This window comes from Paenibacillus sp. FSL R5-0470 (assembly GCF_037975205.1).
In the GTDB taxonomy this organism is placed as follows: Bacteria; Bacillota; Bacilli; order Paenibacillales; family Paenibacillaceae; genus Paenibacillus_AQ.
Window position 1 is genome coordinate 6,390,034 of record NZ_CP150238.1, and the last position, 22,700, is coordinate 6,412,733.

Consider the following 22,700-nt stretch of genomic DNA (forward strand, 5'->3'; position numbering starts at 1 on the left):
TCATCCTTTATGGTGAAAATATTCTACGATTTGCCGAGCTGGTGCCTCTGCTTCTTGAATCAACTTGGAAATGACATCTTCCCGTGCCGCTCTCCATTCCTGTCCTGTGTTCAAAAGATGAACAATCTCGGCAGCAACATGTTCAGCATCAAGTGTGTTCGTTGCTCCAACAGGATAGCACTGGATTCTGTCCAGAAAATGATCGATCTTTGGATCATAAGAAATACCAATCAGTGGAACACGTCTTCCAGCCGCGTAAATCAAGCTATGAAGTCGCATGCCGATCAGAACATCGCATTGTCCCACTTCCCGTAGCATGTGCTGCGGGTGAATAGCATCCTCACATATACTGATCTGCCCACCATGCTCGATTATGATTCCCTTCAGCTTCTCCATCATATAACGTGAAGCCTCATTGTCCGAAGGGGTGTGAAAAGGGAGGAATCGCAAATGTAACGGAACCTCACGGTTGGCCTTAATCAAGCCTTGTGCAAGAGCCTCCAGTTCTCTGCGGTCTTGCTCCCAAAAACGTACCGATATCCCAATCACCGGAAGTGAATCAGATAATTCTGAAGATTGTGTAGTAGCATCCGTGTCCTCTGGCAAAGACAAGCCCATAACCGGGTCGGGAACAACCTCTATCTTTTTCTGTTCCAGTCCCATAGATAGGAGAAGCTCGCGGGATTGTTCATCCCGCACAGATATATAAGTACATTTACGAAACACGGATTTGATTAAAGGGTGAAAAAGCTTGCGATTCACTGGCCCGATACCTTGAGCATAGATAAAGGTTGGTCTCCCCATCCACTGCGCAAGCTTGATAATACCTAAATAGTAAGGAATACTCTTGCTACCTGTGACATCCTGCAGCAAGCTGCCCCCACCGCTGATCAGACCAGCGCTCTCATAAATCGCTTGACGGACTTCAACAAGCTTCATCCGGTGCACGGATTCCACTCCGTATGTGGCGCTCGTCCACTCAGGATCAATGGACAGCACTATAGGCTCAATGGATATACCCAAAGCTTGAGACTGTTTCTGCAGTTCAATTAGAATGGACTGCAACACCGCCTCATCTCCACTGTTACGGAAACCATAGTAACCAGAGATAACTATCTTTTTAGGAGTGGCGACCATCGTTTCCAACACCCTTCTGCAATCTGCCATACGATTACGGCAATTACACCAATGATCAGTCCGAGTCCAAGACCGAGCAATCCACGAACCAGCGAGATCAGAACAGGTGAATGAATATGTGCAAAGGTATCCACCATGGAGAGCTGACCAATTACGGCAATGATCATGATAAATGCTGCATTCCGATATCTAAAGGCCAGAAATGCACCAAGAATTAATAACGGATGTGCGAGCAAAAACTCTTTATTACGCGGCCGGACACCAACCGTATTCTCTAGGAATGTACGGAAGGCCATTTCTAGAGGTGTTACGTTACCACCATTTCCAGTACGGCTTAAATAATACATACCTACGACCCCAAGAACCATAGCGGCAAGAACCATAGCTAATGTGATTGGTGTACGCAGCAGCTTACCTGTCTTGTTAAAGACAAACTCTCCGCGATAGAGGAGTACATAAAGTGCTACAAGGCCGATAGGCGCCATATGGAGCAGACTAACACCACGGAACTGGTCCAGCACTAGGCTGTAGGTTATGTTGTTGAGCAGTGCGATCACGAATGGCACAGCGCTCAAAGAAATTAATGACGTCTTCAAATAAAGCACCAGACTATGCGTAAACCGACGTTGCGGGCTCATAGCCTTATAGGTAAGGGTATTGTTCCGTAGCGGAGGTCCCATTTCATTAACCTTACGAATGGCAAGTACAACCGCCAGGGTTGGTGCACTTATCGCAGCCGCTAGCGCCAGTGCCTGCTCAAATAGCTCTGGTTTCAAGACCAGCAGGCCTGCACTTCCCAGTAATCCTAGCACCCATGCCGGGATCGTAAGCCATGGAATAAAGTAAGAAATCAGCAGCGCTACTAATGAGACTGCGCCAACTACCGCAACTAGCTTGAAGTAACGCTGATAAGACGAATCTACAACCTCAAAAGCCGTAGCTTGTCCTAACTTAAACCCATTGTCTTTGATCTGCTCAACGGCACCACCAGGATCACTCAGACTCGTGACAAGGTTGTCTAGCGTATCTGTAATCTGTGCCTTAGCTGTATTCCGTGAAGGAATTGTATTTAAATAAATCATGCGGATATTGCGATCCTTTGTTGCCAGCGCGAAACGATCTGAGATCACTTTTGGATCTAAGGCAGAGTCCCCTTCGCTAAGAGAGTATAACCGTGTTACGTTATAGTCCAGCAAATAAGCAAGCTTGTTAAAACCCTTCTGCTGTTTCTTAATATTTTCAATTGCTGCAATTCCGATTCCACGTTCCTTAAGGAGATTTGCAAAGTCAGTGATACTAGCCGTATCGGCATCGTCATTAAACCCTTTAACGGACTCTCCCTCGAATAGGATTCGTTTTACACCCAATTCTTCATAACGATCTAACAGCTTCTTAACTGTTGCTTTATTATAAGTCAAAGAATCCACAAGACGCGGTACAATGGTGAACCCTTTGTCATGCAGCATCTCCAGTGTAAATGGATCCGGCTGAAGTGGCTTCAGTGTAGCATCTTCTATTGGAGTCTCAATAATAAGACCTTGTTGTCCGCGGAAACTCCATTCCTTCGAAGTAATCCCAAGATTACCGAATGCCTCTTTAATGACAGGCGCCAGGGCCTGGTAGTAATCAGGATTAGTAAAAAGAACATAAGTATAGTTCTCATTCACCGGAATGATTGTATCCGTAAGATTAGCGATATCAGCCGCACCCCACATCATTAGACGACGTGCCTTCCGATAATCTTCCAGCGTGCTTTCGTAAATCGCCATACTCTGAACACCAGCATCTTTTAGACGATCTAACTGTTCGGAAATATAATCCTGCGGATTTGCACGATAGCTTGCTACTTCAACTAAATCACGGTAATCAAATACAAATTCCACTGTCTTGGAAGACTTCTCCGTCTGCAGACGGTCATAGACAACTGGCAAGGCAGCTAAAACGCCAACCACAACTATGATCCACAGCCACTTTCGGGAAGAAATATTCCAACGTTGCCATTTTTGCTGCACCAAAAGTACCTCCTCTTTCACTTCAAAACTCTTTTTACAAAAGTAGAAACGGATCGTCATCCTTTTAGAGACGGTACCCGTTTCTACGTAAAAAATATAATTTCACAATATAGAGCGCAATCTATATTCTTATTTTATTGTTCCCCGTCAACACGAGCCATAACCTGCTTGGATAGTGTAGCTACCTTATCCTCAGCATTCTGCAAGGATTCACCCACAACCGCAAAATAAACTTTAATTTTCGGCTCGGTACCGGAAGGACGCAGGCAGAACCATGAACCGTCAGCCAACAAATACTTCAGTACATTTTCCTTCGGCAGACCATTCAAGCCTAGCGAATAATCCAGCACCTCTGTAACGGCAGATCCCGCAATTTCTTGTGGTGCATTCGTACGCCAATCATTCATGATACCTTGAATTTGCGCAACGCCATCCTTACCCTTCAATGTACGGGACTCCAGGCTTTCCAAGAAGTATCCGAACTGCTCATACAATTCCTGAAGAACATCATATAATGTTTTGCCTTGAGCTTTGTAATAAGCACCTGCTTCAGCGATCAACATAGCCGCAAGAACGGCGTCCTTATCACGAGCATAGTTACCTGCAAGATAACCATAGCTTTCTTCATAACCGAAAAGATATGTGTAATCTCCGGATTGTTCGAATTGAGTCATTTTTTCCCCAATATATTTGAATCCCGTTAGCGTATTAAATACAGTTGCACCATAATGAGAGGCTACAGCAGCCCCCATCTCGCTCGTCACGATAGTCTTCACAACTGCACCATTGCTAGGCAACTTACCTTGTTCCTGTAAACGGCTCAAATAATAATGAATCATCAAAGCTCCAGATTGATTGCCCGACAAAACAACAAATTTACCTTCATTATCACGAACCACTGCCCCCATACGGTCTGCATCGGGATCCGTTCCAATTAAGAGGTCTGCATTCAACTCTTCACCCAGCTTCATAGCCAGTGTAAAGGCTTCGCGTTCTTCTGGGTTCGGTGATTTTACAGTGGAAAATTCGGAATCTGGTTGTTCTTGCTCAGGTACAACATGCACCTGTGTGAAACCTATTTTCTCAAGCACATGGCGGACTGGCAGGTTACCAGTACCATGTAGCGGGGTGTATACGATTTTGAAGTCTTTTCCAAGCGTAGAGGCGATCTCTTCACTTGCAAGACTAACCGCAGCGACAGTATCGGTAAACGCTTCGTCATCCTTCTCACCAAGCCAGTGCAGCAGACCTTGACGCTCCGCTTCTTCTTGGGAAATCCGCTTCACACCATCAAAAGTGTCAACCCCTAATATGTAAGAAATGACCTTTTCGGCTTCGTCAGGGACAAGCTGTCCACCTTCAGAATTATAAACCTTATACCCGTTATATTCAGGCGGATTATGACTTGCAGTAATAACAATCCCGCCCGTTGCCTTCAAATGGCGCACGCTGAACGACAATTGGGGTGTTGAGCGCAGAGAAGTAAATAAATGAGCCTCAATGCCATTAGCAGCCAATACAAGAGCAGCCTCAAGTGTGAATTCAGGCGAGAAACGACGGGAGTCATGAGCGATAACAACAGAAGGTCTTCCCTCTCCAGTATGCGTCTCCAGAATATATTTAGCGAAACCTTGTGTAGCTCTACCTACCGTATAACGATTGATACGATTACTACCTGCACCAATTACACCGCGTAGACCACCTGTACCGAATTCTAGATCTCTATAAAATCGTTCCTCGAGCTCCTGTGGCTCGTTCTCCAGAGCGCGCAGCTCCGCCTTCGTAGACTCATCAACAGATGCGTTCTCCAGCCAGCGAGATAAGATTTCTGCCGCTTTTGGGCTTAATTGAGTCATTTAGAATCTCTCCTTCTCCATGTATAATATATATTCGCTAATTAATATTAGCTGAGCGCAAACATAATTTCCCCAGAGGCAACAACTTTCCCCTCAACCGACGCAGTAGCTTGTCCTTTTCCAATACTGCCCTTAAGGCGAGTAATCTCCACTTCAAGAGTGAGCGTATCTCCCGGTACGACTTGACCACGGAAACGGAATCCATCGAGCCCGGCTAAAAAGCCAATCCGACCGCGATTCGCTTCTACCCCTAAAATAGCAACCGCACCAACTTGTGCAAGAGCTTCTGTAATCAGTACGCCCGGCATTACCGGATAACCTGGAAAATGACCTACGAAGAAAGGTTCGTTGATCGTTACATTTTTAATGCCAACAGCCCGTTTACCCATTTCAATCTCAGTGATCTTGTCCACCAGCAGAAATGGAGGCCGATGGGGGATGATTTCTTGAATTTGGTTGATATCCAGCATTATTAACAAAACTCCTTTCGGATGTTACTTCATTTATTCTTCGCCGAACTGCATAAATTTAGGCAGCTTCGGTAAAAACTATATATATCCTTCACCACCTGCAGAAGTGGAGGTTGAGATAAGGGGCTTTCTCCACCGGATGCGATAGCATGGCGGAGAGGGCCCTTTTTGCTGCCCGAGGCCCCCCACCATTATACATTTATCCGTATAAAAAAGAAAACTCCCTTAAGCAAGAAGGGAGTCGTTATCATCTTAAATTATGGAGCAAAAACCAAATCATAGACATGTTTCCATGTGCTCCATTGTAGAACATCGCTAAACTCTTTTTTGCCAAGGACAACGTAACCGACAACCAGTCCGCCTGCAAGTGCAGCTATGAGAAGCAAAGGAATAAGAATCCACTGGATGAGTGTCCATTTTGATAATCCTCGCCGCTTCGGCTCTTTCTTGTCTTCTGGTTTGTCTTCCGACTTCACCTTTTTCTGACGTTCCATTCCTTCACCTCTACCCGCGCATGTTATTGGCCAGACCTAGCATCTGATCACTGGAAGAAAGCGCCCGAGCTGCGAGTTGATACGTACGTTGAATCTGCATCATTTCTGTCATTTCTGTGGTCATATCGACATTTGACTGCTCCAGCCACCCTGAGCGTACTCCAATTCCAGACGCCTCACCTGCCGCTCTTTGTACAAAAGCCTGCTGTGCTGTAACTCCATCGGCAAGCATATAGAAATTCCCGTCCACTGCCTTTAAAGCATTCTGTGTCTTAGGTTCTACAATCATTATAGTACCTGCTACCCGAACAGGTCCATTCTCTGACTGTTTCGTTAATACACGACCGGATTCATCGATAGCTGCATTCACGCCCACAGGGACCGTTAAAGGATTACCTGCTGTATTCAGTACCGGATTCCCCGTATTATCTACAAGGACCATTTTCGTTGCATCAGTGGTGTCAGGCGTAAAGTGAAAGTCACCTTGTCTTGTATAAGCTGTAGTTCCATTGACCTGAACTCCAAACAGCCCATTACCCTGAAGCGCCAAATCGGTTGGATTACCTGTTTCTTTAAGGGGGCCTTCTTCCCAATTAGTCGTAATCGAAGGCACATAAGTCCCAAAACCGATATTAAAGCCTAGAGGTGTAGCGCGGCCCGGCTGATCATAGTCATCCGATTGCTGCTGCACACGAGTCAGCACATCCTCAAAGGAACCTTTCTTGCTCTTATAACCATTTGTATCCATATTGGCTAGATTATCCGCTATAATATCAAGCCGCTGCTGAAGGCTCGACATGGAGACTGCTGCACTAATCGTTGAGTTATTCATAGATCAAACCTCCTATAAGCTGTACCTGTAAAACCCATTTCATAAGCAGCACTTATACCCTGCCGACTTCAGTTACAGCCTTCTGCAAGCTGCTATCATAGTATTGGACGATCTTTTGGTTCGCTTCATATGCCCGGTATGCGGCATTCAAATCAACAGTAACCTGAGTAGGGTCAACATTGGAGCCCTCTAAATACCCTTGACGCACCTGTAAGTTATCAGTTGCATTGGAGTAACGAATGTCCGCCGCCGCTATATCATCAGCGTGAAACACACCTTTACCATCACGCACAAGCTCCTGCGGCTTTGTAACTACACTCACACCAATCTTGGTCCCTGTCGGAAGTCCTGTTACTGGATTTAGTACATTACCCTGCCCGTCCACTTTAAGGGTGTCCTGATTTCCTGTCAAGACAAGTGGCTTGCCAGTGGAATCCAGAACCTTGAAGCCTCCACTGCTCAACACTTCTCCCGTAGACGCATTTACTGTGAAGCTTCCATTTCGGGTAAATAAGTTATTGCCCTCAGCATCCTGAACGGTAAAGAAAGCCTGTGGACGGTAAATAACCTCACCCTCAGGACTTACATATTTCCCTGAACCATCAAAGGCTATATTTTGACCCGTCACAGGGTCGGCGACTTGCAAATCTGTAGATAAAGCAAAATCCATAGACTTGCCGCTCTCCCTTAAATCACCCTGTAAATATTGGGATATTGACTGTTCTGCAAAAACTCCCGTGTTAAGGCGCCCCACCGGCGTGGTATTGCCATTAATCATAGCCGAGATCAAGACATCCGGAAAAGCATGATTAACACTGTCAACCTGCTTATATCCCGTTGTATTTAAGTTAGCGATGTTCTGTGTTGCCGTATCGTGTCTACGTTGCTGCGCAACCATACCTGCAGCGGCCGTATATAAACCTCTTATCATGAAGGTAGTCTCCTTCCGAATCTAATGCTACCTTTTATATCGGCTGCTTAGAACTTTTTCTTAACGACCTTGTCCAAATTGTCCAGCATAATTCCTGTTCCTTTTACCACACAGTGCATAGGGTCTTCCGCTACCCAAACAGGTACATGTAATTCTTCTGAGAGTAGCTCGTCCAATCCGTTAAGCAAAGCACCTCCACCAGTAAGAACCACACCCCGGTCAATGATGTCCGCAGACAATTCTGGTGGTGTACGCTCCAGTACCGATTTAGCTGCAGCCACAATGGAAGAAACCGGATCCCATAATGCTTCCTTTACCTCAGCCGCCGTAATAGTGAGCGTTTGGGGAAGTCCGCTTACCATGTCCCGGCCACGAATATCCATTTCGGACTTCATCAAACCAGGTCGAACCGTACCAATAGTAACCTTAATATCCTCTGCTGTCCGTTCACCGATCAACAATTTATACTTTTGTTTAATATATCTTAAAATGGCCTCATCGAACTTGTCTCCAGCGACTTTAATCGAAGAAGCGGTAACGACGTCGCCCATAGAAAGTACGGCTACATCCGTCGTTCCGCCACCGATATCGACGACCATGTTTCCACTTGGCTGATAAATATCCATTCCCGCTCCAATCGCAGCGGCCTTTGGCTCTTCTTCCATAAATACTTCCTTAGCCCCGCTACGTTCTGCCGCTTCCCGAATGGACTTTTGTTCCACAGATGTAATATTTGTAGGGGCGCATATCAGAATGCGAGGCCGTGAATACCAGGTGCGACCGCCAACACGGTCGATAAAATACTTCAGCATCATTTCCGTAACTTCAAAATCTGCAATGACACCATCCCGTAAAGGACGGATAGTTGTTATATTTCCGGGTGTACGTCCAACCATGCGACGCGCCTGTTCTCCCACCGCAAGGACTCTCTTCGTATCACTTTCAAGTGTGACCACGGAAGGTTCATCCAGAACGACTCCCCTTCCCTTAACATGTATGAGCACATTGGCCGTGCCGAGGTCGATTCCGATATCCTTGCTAAACATAATGAAAGAGCCCCCAAAGTGTTATTTTAATTGAAAAAACAGCAGTTAGTACTAAATTTAAAAATAACATACTTTAGGGGAACTACACAATGTTTTAAAGCTGAATATTTCCTTAAATTTCCGAAAATCTTATGGCTTTGATGCTACAGCAACCTCACGTTTTTTCCCCGTCGTTTTTTTATATTTAATTTTTGTGGCTTCTCCCCCCCGAAGATGTCGGATGGATTTGTGATATTCAAGAATGTGCTTCACCTGATCGGCCAGATCAGGGTTGATCTCTGGCAGACGCTCCGTCAAGTCTTTGTGCACCGTGCTCTTTGAAACGCCAAATTCCTTGGCTATGGTCCGGACCGTATGCCTGGTTTCCACGATGCAGCGTCCGATTTTGATCGTACGTTCCTTGATGTAATCGTGCACGCTCCCGCCTCCCAACTGTGGATAGTTTGGTACATTATATGAGGGGCGGGCTTATATATTCGCGCTTTCAAGACATGACAAGCCTATGAGGGCTCATTTTATTTAATGGACAACCCAAGAAGCCTTGTTATTAGCAAGGCGAAATGTCATTAGTCCTTTAAAGACAATAACCGTTTCTCATAGAAAAATAAGGCTCTTTATAAGCACGCTGCTTACGAAGAGCCTTATTTACATACAAGCATAACAGGGGGCGTTAGCCCCCTGCAGTAAATATTCTTATCGACCTGGCAGTAACTCAGATGGATTAACTACTTTGCCATCCTTATACACTTCAAAGTGTACATGATTGCCAAGGTCCTTCTCGATTTCACTGCGACCTGCGGTTGCAAGCGTATCTCCTTGCTTCACAACATCGCCTTGTTTAACTTTCGTTTCGCCAAGACTTTGGTAGACGGTCTTCATATTACCTTGATGGGTAATCTCAATGACCTTACCTAACACTGCAACATCGTCCACTCTAGTAACTTCACCGCTAAGCGCTGCTTTGACGTCGAACGTATTGTTGTCTTCACGGGCAAGATCGATACCGACATTAGGAATAAATTTGTCGTTATACTGCACCATTGCGGCAACGTGATTGTCCTCTGTACCATTCTCATCATAATACGGTTTGACCACTTCTACTTCACCTGGATTGGCTACTGGCCAAACCAAGCTTTCCGCTGAAGCAAGAACTTCAAGGGCATCTGGATTACTGTTTGCAGTACCAGCTTCGTTAGTCGAAGCTCCTACTTGCTGTGATGTGGCGGCGGTGTCCAGCGGTTTTTGGCCGGCATCCTGATAGACCCACACCAAAGTTAGTATAATTGCCGCTGCCGCCGTGTAGACTGCTGGGAACACCCAACGTTTAGATAACATCTTACTCCATGAAGAAGGTTTAGCACCTGAATCTCCCTGCGATTTTTTGAGAGATTCATCATGGTTTGTTTTGTTTTTGTCTTGTTCATTCATATGGTTATCACCTCAGTAACCAGTGTTACCGGGCTTCTATCTTTTATACGTATCTTTCAAGTTATTTTTTCAGAAGAGTTGAGATTCGCGTAAAAGAAATACCACTGTAATAGTGTTTGAGAATTTGAGTAGCCGTTCCGCCTTCCTTCGCCATCCCATTAGCTCCCCACTGACTCATTCCCACACCATGCCCATTTCCGAAGGTAGTTATATAGATTTTATTCCCTTTTCGCCCCCAACTGAATTGGCTGGAACGTAACCCTAGCTTCTCTCGCACTTCTCTTCCAGTAAAAATAGTACCTCCAATAGAGATTTCCTTAACCCGATGTCCAGTGGTGAGAGACAACACTTCTACCGGCAATTCAGAGGAAGTAGAGATATTTTTTGTCATGCCTGATTGGGTAGTATTTTTTGAAGCAGGAATTACTCTGTCGTTTAGCCCGAGTCTAGTAAGTATTTCCGAGATGGTGAATGTAGATGTCACCGCATAGTTTGGGGTAATCTCTTTCTCCCAAGGACTAGTAACACTGCGCAGATAGGGAATCGCTGCATTCCAGTATTCTTCCGAGTTCTCGGTATATCCTCCACTGGAGGCGAAAAAGGAGGCCGTAATCGGCTGCCCTTTATAGGTCATAATGACACCGCGCGTCTCAAGGACCGCGCGCTGAAGCTTTGCGAGGTCGGCGCTTCTTCCGCCGAGCTTCCACTTCCGTTCCAGCGTGTCCTTAGATACGTAAGCCTGATGGCTTACCGTATCTGTTACATCCGCCCCCGGAACGGGGACGCCGCTTCTGTCGCCAGCCAGCAGGCGGCGAAGGATAAAGGTGCGGGCCGCTACGGCCTGCGCTTTGAGCGCTTCAAGCTCAAAGCTGGCCGGCATCTCGGCCGCAAGCACGCCGCTGACGTATTCCTCCAGCGGCAACGTCTCTATTTGTCCGCTACGCGACAAATAAACGGAGACCTTCGGCTGCGGCGCTTCCTGCGCAGCCGCCTCCGGCCCCGCTGGTGCGGCTGGTGAGGCCGTTACCGTCGGCAAGGCCGGAGGCGCCGGTTGTCCCCGGTGCAGCGGGACAACCGCCAGTGGAATCAGCAGCGCCGCCAGGATAGGCGCTGCGAGCCAGGCGGCGGGACTGAGGCGCCTGAGCCGGGGAGCAAGGGGACGCGAGTGCCAGCGCGTTGACTTATTACGTCGCAAGTAGCGGAAATCTTTCATCTCTATGGCTCCTTCCGTGAGTCACTGTTGATTCTTATAGATATGAATTTACAGCAACTACTAGAACAATATTTGAGAGAAAGAGACTAGCTTTCTCGTATCTATCACTATGCCCCGCGTTAAAAAATCACAAACGAAAAAAAATCCTCATTAGATGAGGATTCAGATTTACTTTCTAATAATACAAGCAAAAACGCCTTCGCTGTCCCTATAAGGACGGTAAGCGTTTATGCGAGAAATATAAGGATATTTTATAGCGTAGAACATATAAACTCTTATATTTAAAAAAAGAACAGGCCGCATCACTGCAGCCTGTTCTCACTTAATGACTGATATTATACCCAAGTTGCTTGAACCTGAAAGCGAGGTTTAACCTCATCGCTTTTGCTTGATTCGCTCTTGGCTACTTCTGATTTGAGAGTTTCGTCCTTTACCGTTTGCGCGGCTGTGTCTTCCATGGAGATACGCCATATTTCCGCACCTAGTCCAGACAGCTTCTCAGCCAAATGTACATATCCACGGTCGATATGATGAGTTCCGCTTACCTCAGTAGTGCCTTCAGCAACAAGACCTGCCAAAATAAGCGCAGCTCCCGCACGTAAATCCGTAGCACAAACCTTGGCTCCGACCAATTGCGCATTACCTGTAACGATTGCTGAGCGGCCTTCGATCTTAATCTCAGCATTCATGTTGTGGAATTCATCCACATGCATGAACCGGTTCTCGAATACAGTTTCTGTAACGACACTAGTTCCTTCAGAGCGCAGCAATAATGCCATCATTTGTGACTGCATATCCGTTGGAAAGCCTGGATACGGCAAAGTCTTCAAATCAACAGCTTTAAGAGGTTTGTCACTAATTACACGAACCCCATTCTCATCAGGAATAATGGTCACACCCATCTCTTCCATCTTAGCAATAACAGGTCCCAAGTGATCAGCGATTGCGCCTTCCACATATACGTCCCCACCTGTAATTGCTGCGGCAGCCATATAGGTACCAGCTTCAATACGGTCAGGAATCACATGATGTTTAACGCCATGCAGACGTTCTACGCCTTCAATACGGATAACACCTGTACCCGCACCGCGAACGATTCCGCCCATACCATTCAAATAATTGGCCAGGTCGACAATTTCAGGCTCCTTAGCCGCATTCTCAATCACGGTCACACCTTCGGCGAGTGCCGCTGCCATCATTATATTTTCGGTCGCACCCACGCTAGCTACATCCAAATACACTTTGGCTCCGCGCAGCCGACCGTTACTTTTCGCTTCAATGTAGCCCTGGCCGAGACTAATCTCTGCACCAAGCGCTTCAAATCCTTTCAAATGCTGATCAATCGGTCGTGTGCCTATGGCGCAGCCACCAGGCAAAGAAATTCTTGTATGACCAAGCCGTGATAACAGAGGACCCATGACTAAAAAAGATGCCCGCATTTTCCGTACCCATTCATAAGGTGCTTCACAGGAAGTGATGTTTGTAGCATCCACCTGGATAATATCGTTTTGATATGTAACCCCTGCACCCAGAGATTCCAACATTTTTGAAATCGTCATTACATCATCAAGCGGAGGTGCGTCCACAATGACGCTTACTCCTTCTTCTGCCAATAGAGAGGCGGCTATGATCGGTAATACGGAATTTTTTGCGCCGCTAACTTTCACGCTCCCGGTCAATCTGTTGCCACCGCGGACGATAAATTTGCTCATTTTCGGTTTCCCTCCGCGTCCATTATTTCTTAAATTATTTTTTAGATTAAAAGTAATTGCAAAAAAATTCGCATACTCCATCAATACGCCCATTCAGCCGGGCATGTTCCTTAAAGTTCAGTGTTGACATAATAAAACCTTATTATTCGACACTTTTTGACCATTGCGACCTATGACACTTATAACCAAACTACATATTCCTAAAACATATAGCGGATCATCCCACTCCAGCTAAGGTAATCCAGAAAGAATCCTGCAACAAAACGACCTAGTACAATAGCCAGAAGCAAGTGCAGCAGCCTTCCTTGAGGACTCTTTGGATATCTTATGACCAAATCCAGCTTAAGGTTCTGCAATGCCCACCAAGATAATACAACACTGAGCAAAGAAACAATCATTGAGATCATGCTGCTGGTTCCAGCGGCACTAGACCATCCATTGGACAATAAATCCCCCATGCTAACCCTCCGTGTTCGTATTACTCGGAAATCGACTCTTATATCATACTTGCGCAGGGCAAAAGAATCCAGTACTTTTACAAATTTTTAAACAATTCAATGCCAATATCCAAAAAAATGAAGAAATCTTAACCTTTACTACATAGATTACTATAACAAAAAAAGCAGTCAAGCTTAGAGCTTGACCGCTTATATCCTACTGTTGTCCTTTACCAGTGGACACTTTAATCCGTGTAACAGCGCGTTGCAGCGCCAACTCCGCACGGCGGTGATCGATATCATCTTGTTTGCTACGAGTCTGGAGACGGCGCTGAGCGCGTTCTCTAGCAGCCTCGGCGCGTTCAACATCAATATCCGTTGGCAGCTCAGCACTTTCGGCCAGCACTGTTACTTTGTCCTTATGCACTTCAACGAAACCGCCATGAACGGCGATGGAGATCGTAACACCGTCCGATTTGACGGATAACGGAGCAACCTGAAGTGGAGTCACAAGCGGAATGTGTCCCGGCAAAATACCCAACTCGCCTTCGACTCCCCGTACTGTCAAGCTATTCACTTGTTTAGAATAGACGAGATGCTCCGGCGTGACAATTTCCAACAAAAAGGTATTCACTTCCATTCCTCCTTAAAGCTTTACGAAGTAAAGCTCTCATCGAAAGCATACACTTAGCTTTACGAAGTAAAGCCCGCTTCGAAAGCATTCACTAAGCTCAGTGTTACATCGATTTCGCTTTTTCAACCGCTTCTTCGATTGTACCCACAAAAAGGAACGCTGCTTCTGGAAGATCATCATGCTTACCATCCAGGATTTCCTTAAAGCTACGTACAGTTTCTTTGATTGGCACGTATTTACCCTTGAAGCCGGTAAACTGTTCAGCTACGTGGAAAGGCTGTGACAGGAACCGCTCAACTTTACGAGCACGAGCTACGATAACCTTATCATCCTCACTCAATTCATCCATACCCAAGATGGCAATGATGTCTTGAAGTTCGGTATAACGTTGCAGCAATTGTTTAACACCTTGTGCCACATTGTAATGCTCTTCACCAACAATTTCCGGAGCTAGCAGACGCGAGCTGGAAGCCAGTGGATCAACCGCTGGAAAAATCCCCTTCTCGGAAATCTTACGCTCAAGGTTAGTTGTTGCATCCAAGTGAGCAAACGCCGTTGCCGGAGCAGGGTCAGTGTAGTCATCCGCTGGTACGTAGATTGCTTGAATGGAAGTAACGGAGCCTTTTTTGGTAGAAGTGATACGCTCTTGCAACTGACCCATTTCAGTAGCCAGGGTTGGTTGGTAACCTACCGCGGACGGCATACGTCCGAGAAGAGCGGATACTTCGGAACCCGCTTGGGTAAAGCGGAATATATTATCGATAAAGAGCAGCGTATCGCGACCTTCTACATCACGGAAATATTCCGCCATAGTAAGACCGGTCAAAGCTACGCGCAGACGCGCGCCTGGGGGCTCATTCATTTGTCCGAACACCATTGCTGTTTTCTTAATAACGCCGGAGTCCGTCATTTCGTGATAAAGGTCATTACCTTCACGAGTACGTTCACCCACACCCGCGAATACGGAAATACCGCCGTGTTCTTGGGCAATGTTATTAATCAATTCTTGAATCGTTACTGTTTTACCTACACCGGCACCGCCGAACAGACCAACTTTACCGCCTTTAGCGTAAGGTGCAAGCAAGTCGATAACTTTAATACCCGTTTCCAAAATTTCGGCTTGTGTCGACAATTCATCAAATGTCGGAGCCAAACGGTGAATCGGGTTCTTTATTTCAGCAACAACTTCACCAGCGTTATCAATTGGATTTCCAAGTACGTTAAATACCCGGCCTAATGTCGCTTCCCCTACAGGAACCGAAATAGGACCACCTTGGTCAATCGCATCCAGTCCGCGAACCAGACCATCTGTAGAAGACATCGCGATACAACGTACCAAATTGTCTCCCAAGTGATTGGAAACCTCAAGTGTTAGGTTAATCTGGCGACCATTGTCCAAGACGGTTTCAATTTTGATAGCGTTGAATATCTCGGGCAATTGGCCGCGTTCAAATTCAATATCGACAACCGGACCCATAATGCTTACAACGCGTCCTTTGTTCATCTTCATTTCCCTCCTCGAAAGCTGTTACATCAAGAAGAAACGACGCTGTCGTCTTATAAAGATGACAACCGTTTCTCGTAGAAATATAAGCATTTTGTATAGTGTAAAACCTATACTTTCTTATATTTTAAGAAGAACTGCAGTGCCGTTCTTAAGGAGCCATACTCCAGAAGCGGGCGATACTATGTATCGCTCCATGCGGCACTGTTTCTCGTAAAATACAAGGCAAGTCAAGCACGTTGCTTAACTGTTCTTGTATTTTTAAGACTGAGCGTTCGCTCCGGCCACGATCTCGGTAATTTCCTGCGTAATTGCCGCCTGACGGGCACGGTTGTACGTAAGGGTAAGTTCTCCGATCATTTTCGACGCGTTCTTTGTTGCACTGCCCATCGCTGTCATTTTCGCACCCAGCTCACTGGCCTTGCCATCCAGAATTGCGCTATAAATCAAAGTTTCGGCGTATTTCGGAAGTAGTACTTCGAGTACGCCTTCTGGTGAAGGTTCATATTCGTAATTTGCAGTCGCTTCATGATGCTCATGATTTCCTACGCCTTCCATAGGCAACAGTCGATCAACGGTTGGGATCTGGGTAATCGCATTGACGAATTGGTTGTAGCAAACGTACAACTCATCATACGTACCATCTACAAACTGTTGTACTGCCGAATTAGCAATAGACTTAATGTCAGCAAATTTCGGCGCATCCGATAGCTCAGTAACTTCCTGTACAATCGGATATTCACGGCGGCGTAAGAAGTCACGGCCTTTACGACCGATAACGAACAAGGCGTACTCATCTTTAGATTTATGTCGTTCCGCGATGAGCATCGTCACCTTACGTAAAATATTAGCGTTGTATCCTCCCGCAAGCCCTCTATCAGAGGTCACGATAAGATAACCAGTTTTTTTCACAGGGCGACTGACCAGCATGGGATGCTGAACACCTTCTGTACCGGCAGCAATGCTCGATACAACCTCTTTCAGCTTCTCAGCATAAGGACGGGCGGCAATTGCCTTCTCCTGGGCTTTTCTCAGCTTGGAGGCGGCTACCATTTCCATCGCTTTTGTGATCTGTCTTGTGTTTTGAACACTCTTAATTTGACGTTTAATATCACGCATGCTTCTTGCCATGATTTCACCACCTTAAAGCTTTGACGAAGTCAAAGCTAACTTCGTAAGCATCTTCTTAGCTTTGACGAATTCAAAGCCTACTTTATAAGTAATAGCCTGAGCTTCGGCAGAGCCAAAGCTCACTTAGTAAGATTCGTTTAGGTACGATTAGCTAGTAGCAAAGCCTCTTTTAAATTTATCAATCGCTGCTTTAAGAGCGGCTTCGTTATCTGCTGTCAAATCCTTGGTATCTCTGATGGATTGAGCAACTTCAGCAGCACTGCTGTCCATGTAAGCAAGGAATTCCTTTTCAAAACGTTTTACGTCTTTAACAGGTATATCATCCAAGTATCCCTTTACAGCTGTGTACAAGCTAAGCACTTGGTGCTCAACAGACAACGGCTGATTTACACCCTGTTTCAGAACTTCCATCATACGTGCTCCGCGATTCAGACGAGCAAGCGTAGATTTATCAAGATCTGAGCCAAACTGTGAGAAAGCTTGAAGTTCACGATATTGAGCAAGATCCAAACGGAGCGAGCCAGCTACCTTCTTCATCGCTTTAATCTGAGCGGAGCCCCCTACACGGGAAACGGAGATACCGACGTTGATCGCCGGACGTTGACCAGAGTAGAACAGATCGGATTCAAGGAAGATTTGACCATCTGTAATCGAGATTACGTTCGTAGGAATATAAGCCGATACGTCAGATGCTTGTGTTTCGATGAACGGAAGCGCGGTTAATGAACCACCACCAAGCTCATCACTAAGCTTAGCCGCACGTTCCAAAAGACGAGAGTGCAAGTAGAACACGTCACCAGGGAACGCTTCACGACCCGGTGGACGACGAAGCAGCAAGGACAATTCGCGATAAGCCGAAGCTTGTTTTGAAAGGTCATCATAAATGATCAATACGTGTTCGCCCTTGTACATAAAGTACTCGCCCATTGCGCAACCTGCGTATGGAGCAATATACAACAGTGGGGATGGCTCTGAAGCCGAAGCAGTTACAACGATTGTATATTCCAACGCGCCATGACGGCGGAGAGTTTCTACAACCTGTGCTACTGTGGATTGTTTTTGTCCAATGGCAACATAAATACATTTCATTCCGTTGCCTTTTTGGTTGATAATCGCATCGATTGCGATTGCAGTCTTACCTGTTTGACGGTCACCAATGATAAGTTCGCGTTGTCCACGACCAATTGGTACCATCGCATCAATCGCTTTAAGACCAGTTTGCATTGGCTCATGAACCGATTTACGGTCGATAACACCAGGAGCATTATTCTCAACCGGACGGAACTCCGTCGTTTGAATTGGGCCTTTACCGTCAAGCGGCATACCGAGTGCGTTAACAACACGACCCAGAAGGGCCTCTCCAACTGGAACTTGCATGATTTGTCCAGTACGTTTTACTTGATCGCCTTCACGAATTTCCTTGTACTCACCCAGAATTACAACACCGACGTTGCTTTCTTCCAGATTGAGCGCCATGCCCACTACACCGTTGGAGAACTCTAGCAACTCGCCTGCCATTGCGTTTTCCAGACCGTAGACACGAGCGATACCGTCTCCGACTTGAATGACGGTGCCCACTTCGGCAACTTCGATATCGGCTTTATATTGCTCAATTTGACTTTTGATCAAAGTGCTGATCTCTTCAGGTCTGATGCCCAATATCCTCACCCCTATCTTCTATGCTTATCATTAAAGGATTTCTCGAGACGTTCCAATTTACTAGAAAGACTTCCGTCATACAGCGTATCGCCGATATAAACCTTCAGTCCTCCCAGCAGGCTTGGATCGACCACATTCGTAACCCGAATTTTACGGTTTACTAGCTGGCCGAATTCTGCAGCTACAGCCGCTTGTTCTTCTTCACTTAAAGAATAAACGGAGTATACCTTAGCATCACCAATGCCAAGAGCGTCTCCTTCAATCTTAATATACGTATCCAGCAGTTCGGCAAAAATATCGGTTCTGCCTCGCTCTACTAACAGTTCTACAATGTTCATTACAATAGGAGAGAGCTTATCTTGAAGTGCTGTGCGCAGCACTTTCAGCTTGTCGGACTCCGAGATACGTGGTGCAAGAATAAACCGCTGTACCTCTTGGTCTAAATGTAAAACTTCGACCACTGCCTTGAGCTGTTCTTCTACTTCAAGGGTAATCCCCTTCTCTACCGCTGCACTGTACAATGCTTTAGCGTAGCGCTTGGCAACTACCGTATCGCGGCTCATGATCGGCCTCCTACCTCATTGAGGTATTGGTTCACAAGCTGCTCCTGCTCACTGCTAGCACTAACTTCTTTCTTAAGAAGTTTAGAAGCAATACGAACAGATGCCGTTCCAATTTCGCTGCGCAACTCTTCCACTGCTTTATTCTTCTCGTTCTCGATATCGCGCACGGCCTCTTCTTTGACGCGTGCAGCTTCAACTTTAGCTTGCGCCAAAGCTTGTTCTACCTGTTGATTACTAGTAATTTGCGATTGTTGAATAATCTGTTGAGCTTCCTGGCGTGCACTGTTCAGCGCCTGCTTCTGCTCTTCCACATACGCGACCGCTTGCTCTCTAGTCTTCGCAGCTTCATCCATTTGCTGCATTACCAGCTCACGGCGTTTCTCCATAACTGCGAACAGTTTGCTGAACGCATACTTACTGAGCAAGAAATATAGAATCCCAAAGGCTACAATTGAAAATAAGATGTTTGTCCAAACAATTTCCACTGAGGTCACTCCCTTCCATTACCGCGTCATGCGGACGTATACAAAAGTAAGGCGCGGATGGCATCGGCCGTCCCCGCCAAACCGTAAATACGGTTTATTAAGATGAAAACATGATTAGGAATGCGATAACTGTTGCTGCCAACGGAATAACTTCGACGATACCTACACCGATAAACATTGTTGTTTGAAGCGCATTACGAGCTTCTGGTTGACGAGCGATGGACTCAACTGTTCTACTAACGATCATACCATTACCAAGACCTGCACCAAGTGCACCCAAACCAACCGCTATTGCTGCTGCTAAATATTCCATTTGTAAATATCCTCCTTTAATTTTGGTTCATATTGTGTTTAATGATATAAGATATCTCCCGCGAAAGAAAATCAGACGATAACCGTTCCCTTCGCAGCAGTTCATTAATGTGCTTCTTCTTCGTGAATCGTCATCTGTGCGATATAAACCATCGTCAGTATCGTAAAGATAAACGCCTGTAGTGCCCCGACGAAAATACTGAAGCCTTGCCATACAGCCAGGAAAGGAATACTGAGAATCCCCAGTTTCAAAATGACTGTAATCAGTACTTCTCCGGCAAAGATGTTAGCAAATAGACGAATTGCCAGAGCTACTGGTTTTGCCAAGTTCTCGATAATGTTCAGTGGCAAAAAGATTGGAAACGGCTCAATATAGTGTTTGAAATAATGCTTGCCATTGAGCTTAATGCCCAGGAAGTTCATCAGTATAAACACAATAATTGCCAATCCTGCAGTGATATTAATGTCAGCAGTCGGCGACTTGTACCATAAGATCTCAACATGATCACCATGCGCCAAGTTCCTGGTTGCTTCAATCACATGGCCAAACACGGTTACAGGTCCATGTGCTTCAGTTACAACTGAGAAGGGCAATCCAAGAAGGTTGGAAACAAAGATAAACAGAATCAACGTTAGCCCCAAAGATATGTAAGGTTTTCCTTTCTTCAGGTCCATGGCACTGCTTATGACACCCTCTACAAATTCTACAACCCATTCCATAAAATTCTGAAGCTTAGATGGATTTTCAACCGAAAGCTTACGAACCGACAGCATCACCAGTACAAATACTACTGTACAACTGATCAGAAGCATCAATACGGCTGATATATCTATCGGTATTCCCCCGACAAAGATTTTCGGCATCTCATGCATAGTATCATCCCCCTTTCTCTTTAATCTGGTTAAAGTTTGTTCTTCACACTCAGATATATCCCCGCAGGAATGGCGAGAAGCTGAGGAATGAATACGCCTGAAATAGTTGCTACCAGGGAGAAATGCTCAATCTTGACCGCGAACATGGTGACCAAAATTGCGAAGCTAATCCGTGTAACAAAACCGAGGCTGAAGGCATTCCCTTCGTTGCTCGCAATCGACTGCGTTACCCGTCGAACCTTGACGGCCAGATAACGAAAGTTTACCAATCCCGCCACCAGACCCAGAGTCATGCCCAGTGTAAAATCCCTGGTCTCATGATGAAGCGCCCAGCCCATTAAGAGTCCTGCCATAAGGACGAGCGTAACTCTAGTGACGGTATTGATCATGGGAGTCATATTATCCATTCTGCTCCCCCAAAAATTTTTTAATTAACAGGACGACGTTCACAATTCCCAGAATCATTCCGGTTATAGTGCCAATAGCGAGCCAATATTTAGGTCCCTCCATCAAGTCTTTCAGCCACCTTGCCGCAAAAAAACCAATAACAATGTAAGCGGCGAGTATAGTGCCTGCACTTCCAATGATAAGCGCGGTCTGTAACAAGCTGTCCCTGCTATTTTGTTCTTTCATGGCTACAATCCCAACTAATTTTACTGAATTTCTGGAGTCTTTGTCAATTCATTGAACATTGCCCAAAAACCCTTGAAAACATGAAAATAATCACAGCAAAATGTTCCAAAACCATATAAACCGTACAGTTTCACTGTATGTTGATTTTAATCAGATCAGATATTACTTTAAATGAAATTATTTATTTTTTGTGAACATTCTGTGAAACTCTTCAGGACGCTCCTTATTTACACCAAAATGGTGCAAAATCGCATTGACAATTCGTTGGGAGGCTTTGCCATCTCCGTACGGGTTGGCGGCCCGACTCATCGACTGATAGAGCTCATTATCAGTCAAAAGAGCATGTGTCCGTGCATACACCTTCTCCTCGTCCGTGCCCACAAGTTCTAGCGTTCCAGCGTCTATCCCTTCAGGACGCTCCGTCGTATCACGAAGCACAAGTACTGGTACTCCGTATGAAGGAGCTTCCTCTTGTAAACCGCCAGAATCGGTCAATATCAAGTGGGTATGCGGATAAAAATTATGCAAATCCACGACATCCAGCGGATCAATCAGCTTAATTCTTGGATGTCCACCCAAAATTTCATGTGCAGGTTCCTTAACGGCAGGACTCGGATGCACAGGATAAACAATGGCTACATCTTCGAATTCATCAGCGATTCTTTTGACAGCTCGGAAGATATTCCGATGCGGTTCACCTTGCGATTCTCTACGGTGAGCAGTCATCAAAATAAGTTTTTTTCCTGAAGCAAAATCCAAAACAGGATGCCGGTAATCAGGCTGTACGGTATATTGAAACACATCGGTTACAGTGTTGCCTGTGATATAAATACTTGATTCTTTTTTGTTCTCATGTCTCAGATTACTAGCTGACCAATCCGTTGGAGCGAAATGCAGGTCTGCTAATACGCCTGTAAGCTGACGGTTCATTTCTTCAGGATACGGAGACAATTTGTTCCATGTCCGAAGTCCTGCTTCTACGTGCCCAACCTGAATTTGCTGCAGGAAAGAGGCATAGCTTGCAAGGAACGTCGTTAATGTGTCCCCGTGCACCAATACGAGATCAGGTTTAACCTCTCTGAGTACAGGTTCCAGGCCTTCGAGCACTCGAATAGTAATCTCATTAAGCGTCTGACGGTCCTTCATCACATCCAGATCGTAATCAGGAGTAATATTGAACACTTCCAACACTTGATCGAGCAACTCCCTGTGCTGTGCTGTTACACATACAATTGACTCGATGTGCTCAGGATGCTTCTTCAGTTCAAGAACTAGAGGAGCCATCTTGATCGCCTCGGGGCGCACTCCGAAAATAGTCATCACTTTAATTTTGGACAT

Annotated in this window: 24 protein-coding genes; all 24 read right to left on the reverse strand. The window is 45.8% G+C overall.

The window, feature by feature from the left end; all coding sequences use genetic code 11:
• The 24 genes from csaB to wecB all read right to left on the reverse strand — a co-directional run bounded on the left by csaB (position 1) and on the right by wecB (position 22,700).
• Positions 1-1,137 carry a polysaccharide pyruvyl transferase CsaB gene (csaB, locus tag MKY99_RS28380; protein ID WP_339271820.1) on the reverse strand — a complete coding sequence of 379 codons (1,137 nt, stop codon included), beginning with the start codon at positions 1,135-1,137 and terminating at the stop codon, positions 1-3.
• Positions 1,113-3,149, reverse strand: coding sequence for a DUF5693 family protein (locus tag MKY99_RS28385; RefSeq protein ID WP_339267598.1), 2,037 nt, complete (start codon positions 3,147-3,149; stop codon positions 1,113-1,115). The genes csaB and MKY99_RS28385 overlap by 25 nt, the downstream gene beginning before the upstream one ends.
• Before the next feature lie 134 nt (positions 3,150-3,283).
• A complete protein-coding gene (locus MKY99_RS28390) occupies positions 3,284-5,005 on the reverse strand; it encodes a phospho-sugar mutase (protein ID WP_339267600.1) in 1,722 nt (573 codons plus the stop codon).
• A gap of 47 nt (positions 5,006-5,052) precedes the next feature.
• Positions 5,053-5,475, reverse strand: coding sequence for a 3-hydroxyacyl-ACP dehydratase FabZ (fabZ, locus tag MKY99_RS28395; protein WP_076285655.1), 423 nt, complete (start codon positions 5,473-5,475; stop codon positions 5,053-5,055).
• A gap of 257 nt (positions 5,476-5,732) precedes the next feature.
• The gene (locus MKY99_RS28400) at positions 5,733-5,969 is read right to left on the reverse strand and encodes a DNA-directed RNA polymerase subunit beta (RefSeq protein ID WP_339267603.1); all 237 of its coding nucleotides are present in this window, start codon (positions 5,967-5,969) and stop codon (positions 5,733-5,735) included.
• 10 nt (positions 5,970-5,979) lie between these two features.
• The gene (locus tag MKY99_RS28405; RefSeq protein ID WP_076285654.1) at positions 5,980-6,801 is read right to left on the reverse strand and encodes a flagellar hook-basal body protein; all 822 of its coding nucleotides are present in this window, start codon (positions 6,799-6,801) and stop codon (positions 5,980-5,982) included.
• A gap of 52 nt (positions 6,802-6,853) precedes the next feature.
• Positions 6,854-7,732: a flagellar hook-basal body protein gene (locus MKY99_RS28410; protein ID WP_339267605.1), complete on the reverse strand. Its 879-nt coding sequence runs from the start codon at positions 7,730-7,732 to the stop codon at positions 6,854-6,856.
• Between the two features lie 47 nt (positions 7,733-7,779).
• Complete coding sequence (locus MKY99_RS28415) at positions 7,780-8,778, reverse strand: rod shape-determining protein (RefSeq protein WP_042192456.1); 999 nt, start codon at positions 8,776-8,778, stop codon at positions 7,780-7,782.
• A 129-nt stretch (positions 8,779-8,907) separates the two neighbouring features.
• Complete coding sequence (gene spoIIID, locus MKY99_RS28420) at positions 8,908-9,195, reverse strand: sporulation transcriptional regulator SpoIIID (protein WP_019915029.1); 288 nt, start codon at positions 9,193-9,195, stop codon at positions 8,908-8,910.
• 276 nt (positions 9,196-9,471) lie between these two features.
• Complete coding sequence (locus MKY99_RS28425) at positions 9,472-10,206, reverse strand: M23 family metallopeptidase (RefSeq protein ID WP_042192459.1); 735 nt, start codon at positions 10,204-10,206, stop codon at positions 9,472-9,474.
• A gap of 61 nt (positions 10,207-10,267) precedes the next feature.
• Positions 10,268-11,419: a stage II sporulation protein D gene (spoIID, locus tag MKY99_RS28430; RefSeq protein WP_339267608.1), complete on the reverse strand. Its 1,152-nt coding sequence runs from the start codon at positions 11,417-11,419 to the stop codon at positions 10,268-10,270.
• A gap of 335 nt (positions 11,420-11,754) precedes the next feature.
• Positions 11,755-13,131, reverse strand: coding sequence for a UDP-N-acetylglucosamine 1-carboxyvinyltransferase (murA, locus tag MKY99_RS28435; RefSeq protein ID WP_339243784.1), 1,377 nt, complete (start codon positions 13,129-13,131; stop codon positions 11,755-11,757).
• Between the two features lie 200 nt (positions 13,132-13,331).
• Complete coding sequence (locus MKY99_RS28440; protein WP_339267610.1) at positions 13,332-13,589, reverse strand: DUF1146 family protein; 258 nt, start codon at positions 13,587-13,589, stop codon at positions 13,332-13,334.
• Between the two features lie 196 nt (positions 13,590-13,785).
• A complete protein-coding gene (locus MKY99_RS28445) occupies positions 13,786-14,202 on the reverse strand; it encodes a F0F1 ATP synthase subunit epsilon (protein ID WP_042131365.1) in 417 nt (138 codons plus the stop codon).
• A gap of 103 nt (positions 14,203-14,305) precedes the next feature.
• Positions 14,306-15,706: a F0F1 ATP synthase subunit beta gene (atpD, locus tag MKY99_RS28450; protein WP_042192466.1), complete on the reverse strand. Its 1,401-nt coding sequence runs from the start codon at positions 15,704-15,706 to the stop codon at positions 14,306-14,308.
• Positions 15,707-15,967: 261 nt separating this feature from the next.
• The gene (gene atpG / locus MKY99_RS28455) at positions 15,968-16,837 is read right to left on the reverse strand and encodes an ATP synthase F1 subunit gamma (protein ID WP_042131368.1); all 870 of its coding nucleotides are present in this window, start codon (positions 16,835-16,837) and stop codon (positions 15,968-15,970) included.
• Positions 16,838-16,984: 147 nt separating this feature from the next.
• The gene (gene atpA, locus MKY99_RS28460) at positions 16,985-18,496 is read right to left on the reverse strand and encodes a F0F1 ATP synthase subunit alpha (RefSeq protein ID WP_042131369.1); all 1,512 of its coding nucleotides are present in this window, start codon (positions 18,494-18,496) and stop codon (positions 16,985-16,987) included.
• Positions 18,497-18,507: 11 nt separating this feature from the next.
• On the reverse strand, positions 18,508-19,059 hold the full coding sequence (locus MKY99_RS28465) for a F0F1 ATP synthase subunit delta (protein WP_042192468.1): 552 nt from the start codon (positions 19,057-19,059) through the stop codon (positions 18,508-18,510).
• Positions 19,056-19,544, reverse strand: a complete 489-nt coding sequence (gene atpF, locus MKY99_RS28470) for a F0F1 ATP synthase subunit B (protein WP_060625973.1) — start codon at positions 19,542-19,544, stop codon at positions 19,056-19,058. Before atpF ends, MKY99_RS28465 begins: the two co-directional genes overlap by 4 nt.
• Positions 19,545-19,641: 97 nt before the next feature.
• Positions 19,642-19,857 carry a F0F1 ATP synthase subunit C gene (gene atpE, locus MKY99_RS28475; protein WP_060625974.1) on the reverse strand — a complete coding sequence of 72 codons (216 nt, stop codon included), beginning with the start codon at positions 19,855-19,857 and terminating at the stop codon, positions 19,642-19,644.
• Positions 19,858-19,961: 104 nt separating this feature from the next.
• Positions 19,962-20,729: a F0F1 ATP synthase subunit A gene (gene atpB / locus MKY99_RS28480; RefSeq protein ID WP_042192471.1), complete on the reverse strand. Its 768-nt coding sequence runs from the start codon at positions 20,727-20,729 to the stop codon at positions 19,962-19,964.
• A gap of 29 nt (positions 20,730-20,758) precedes the next feature.
• Positions 20,759-21,136 (reverse strand): ATP synthase subunit I, encoded by a 378-nt coding sequence (locus MKY99_RS28485; protein ID WP_076285650.1) that lies wholly within the window; start codon positions 21,134-21,136, stop codon positions 20,759-20,761.
• On the reverse strand, positions 21,129-21,362 hold the full coding sequence (locus MKY99_RS28490) for an AtpZ/AtpI family protein (protein ID WP_042192476.1): 234 nt from the start codon (positions 21,360-21,362) through the stop codon (positions 21,129-21,131). The genes MKY99_RS28485 and MKY99_RS28490 overlap by 8 nt, the downstream gene beginning before the upstream one ends.
• A gap of 177 nt (positions 21,363-21,539) precedes the next feature.
• A complete protein-coding gene (gene wecB / locus MKY99_RS28495; RefSeq protein ID WP_042192480.1) occupies positions 21,540-22,700 on the reverse strand; it encodes a UDP-N-acetylglucosamine 2-epimerase (non-hydrolyzing) in 1,161 nt (386 codons plus the stop codon).

Bases quoted from the DNA above. Each gene is read 5' to 3' on its own strand.
- MKY99_RS28405 (WP_076285654.1), bottom strand. From the start codon at position 6,801: ATGAATAACTCAACGATTAGTGCAGCAGTCTCCATGTCGAGCCTTCAG.
- MKY99_RS28440 (WP_339267610.1), bottom strand. From the start codon at position 13,589: ATGGGGGATTTATTGTCCAATGGATGGTCTAGTGCCGCTGGAACCAGC.
- MKY99_RS28490 (WP_042192476.1), bottom strand. From the start codon at position 21,362: ATGAAAGAACAAAATAGCAGGGACAGCTTGTTACAGACCGCGCTTATC.
- murA (WP_339243784.1), bottom strand. From the start codon at position 13,131: ATGAGCAAATTTATCGTCCGCGGTGGCAACAGATTGACCGGGAGCGTG.
- atpB (WP_042192471.1), bottom strand. From the start codon at position 20,729: ATGCATGAGATGCCGAAAATCTTTGTCGGGGGAATACCGATAGATATA.
- MKY99_RS28465 (WP_042192468.1), bottom strand. From the start codon at position 19,059: ATGAGCCGCGATACGGTAGTTGCCAAGCGCTACGCTAAAGCATTGTAC.
- atpG (WP_042131368.1), bottom strand. From the start codon at position 16,837: ATGGCAAGAAGCATGCGTGATATTAAACGTCAAATTAAGAGTGTTCAA.
- MKY99_RS28390 (WP_339267600.1), bottom strand. From the start codon at position 5,005: ATGACTCAATTAAGCCCAAAAGCGGCAGAAATCTTATCTCGCTGGCTG.
- MKY99_RS28400 (WP_339267603.1), bottom strand. From the start codon at position 5,969: ATGGAACGTCAGAAAAAGGTGAAGTCGGAAGACAAACCAGAAGACAAG.
- fabZ (WP_076285655.1), bottom strand. From the start codon at position 5,475: ATGCTGGATATCAACCAAATTCAAGAAATCATCCCCCATCGGCCTCCA.
- MKY99_RS28425 (WP_042192459.1), bottom strand. From the start codon at position 10,206: ATGAATGAACAAGACAAAAACAAAACAAACCATGATGAATCTCTCAAA.
- wecB (WP_042192480.1), bottom strand. From the start codon at position 22,700: ATGTCCAAAATTAAAGTGATGACTATTTTCGGAGTGCGCCCCGAGGCG.
- csaB (WP_339271820.1), bottom strand. From the start codon at position 1,137: ATGGTCGCCACTCCTAAAAAGATAGTTATCTCTGGTTACTATGGTTTC.
- spoIID (WP_339267608.1), bottom strand. From the start codon at position 11,419: ATGAAAGATTTCCGCTACTTGCGACGTAATAAGTCAACGCGCTGGCAC.
- MKY99_RS28410 (WP_339267605.1), bottom strand. From the start codon at position 7,732: ATGATAAGAGGTTTATATACGGCCGCTGCAGGTATGGTTGCGCAGCAA.
- MKY99_RS28415 (WP_042192456.1), bottom strand. From the start codon at position 8,778: ATGTTTAGCAAGGATATCGGAATCGACCTCGGCACGGCCAATGTGCTC.
- atpD (WP_042192466.1), bottom strand. From the start codon at position 15,706: ATGAACAAAGGACGCGTTGTAAGCATTATGGGTCCGGTTGTCGATATT.
- MKY99_RS28485 (WP_076285650.1), bottom strand. From the start codon at position 21,136: ATGGATAATATGACTCCCATGATCAATACCGTCACTAGAGTTACGCTC.
- atpE (WP_060625974.1), bottom strand. From the start codon at position 19,857: ATGGAATATTTAGCAGCAGCAATAGCGGTTGGTTTGGGTGCACTTGGT.